The sequence below is a fragment of the Mesorhizobium sp. M7A.F.Ca.US.014.04.1.1 genome (assembly GCF_003998745.1).
Lineage (GTDB): Bacteria > Pseudomonadota > Alphaproteobacteria > Rhizobiales > Rhizobiaceae > Mesorhizobium > Mesorhizobium ciceri.
On the sequence record NZ_RZRW01000968.1, the window covers coordinates 1 to 1400 of the forward strand.

Annotated in this window: 1 protein-coding gene and 1 pseudogene; both read left to right on the plus strand. The window is 63.2% G+C overall.

Annotated features, from left to right (window positions below):
* A pseudogene (locus EOA22_RS39765) lies at positions 1–179 on the plus strand (phosphatase PAP2 family protein); the annotation flags it as partial.
* 176 nt (positions 180–355) lie between these two features.
* The coding region (locus tag EOA22_RS33595; protein WP_164756186.1) for an alpha-hydroxy acid oxidase at positions 356–1400 on the plus strand (1045 nt) is incomplete at its 3' end.

Here is a 1400-nt window from a genome sequence, read left to right on the forward strand (position 1 = left end):
TGGCGCGTGCGGCCGAATACGCCCACAACCGCGAGGTCGGCGGCATCCACTATGCGTCCGTCGTCGAGATGGGCAGGATTTCCGGCAGCGTCATCGCCGCGGTCCTGCTCAACCGGGACGACTTCAAGGCCGAGTATGAAGTGGCCAGGGCCGAGCTTCGTTCGGATCTCGGCATGTAATCTTTGTCAATCGGATTAGACCAGAAAGGGGCGCTTCGGCGTCCCTTTTTTTGCTCATGGCCATGTCCGGAGGGCAGCTCGAAAAATAGTCCGTTGGCACGCCGACAACAGGTTGATATTCGATGCATCGAACGGTGGCGAGAAACTTGTCCCGCCATGGCCTTTGGAATTCGATGATGCGGCTCAGCGACTGTCACAACTTTTCCGATTACCGCCGCATGGCGCAGCAGCGGCTGCCGGGGCCGATCTTTAACTACATCGACGGCGCGGCCGACGACGAGGTCACCTATCGCCGCAACACCGAAAGCTTCGAGACCTGCGATCTGGTTCCCAACGTGCTGCGCGGGGTGAGCGAGGTCGACATGTCGGTGACGGTCATGGGCCAGAAGCTGGCGATGCCGTTCTATTGCTCGCCGACCGCCTTGCAGCGCCTGTTCCATCACCAGGGCGAGCGCGCGGTCGCCAAGGCCGCCGCCAAATACGGCACGATGTTCGGCGTGTCGTCGCTGGGCACCGTCAGCCTCGAGGAGGCGCGCAGCATCAGCAGCGGCCCGCAGGTCTACCAGTTCTATTTCCACCGGGATCGCGGTCTTAACCGGGCGATGATGCAGCGGGCAAAGGCGGTCGGGGTCGAGGTGATGATGCTGACCGTCGACAGCATCACCGGGGGAAACCGCGAGCGCGACAAACGAACCGGCTTTGCCATTCCCTTCAAGCTCAACCTTACCGGAATGGCGCAGTTCGCGCTCAAGCCGGCCTGGGCGATCAACTATTTCATCCATGAGGACTTCAAGCTGCCGCAGCTCGACGAGCATGTCGACATGGGCGGCGGCACGATGTCGATCAGCCGTTACTTTACCGAGATGCTCGATCCGTCGATGACATGGGACGACGTCGCCGAGATGGTCAAGCTCTGGTCGGGTCCGTTCTGCCTCAAGGGCGTCATGTCGGTGGAGGATGCCAGACGCGCCGTCGACATCGGCTGCAGCGGCATCGTGCTGTCGAACCATGGCGGGCGGCAGCTGGATGGCTCACGGGCGGCGTTCGACCAGCTTGCCGAGGTCGGCGATGCCGGTGGCGACAGGATCGACGTCATCATGGATGGCGGCGTGCAGCGCGGCACACACGTGCTGAAAGCGCTGTCGCTCGGCGCCAAGGCCGGCGGCGTCGGACGCTACTATCTGTTTCCGCTCGCGGCGGCCGGCCAGCCCGGCGTGGAGC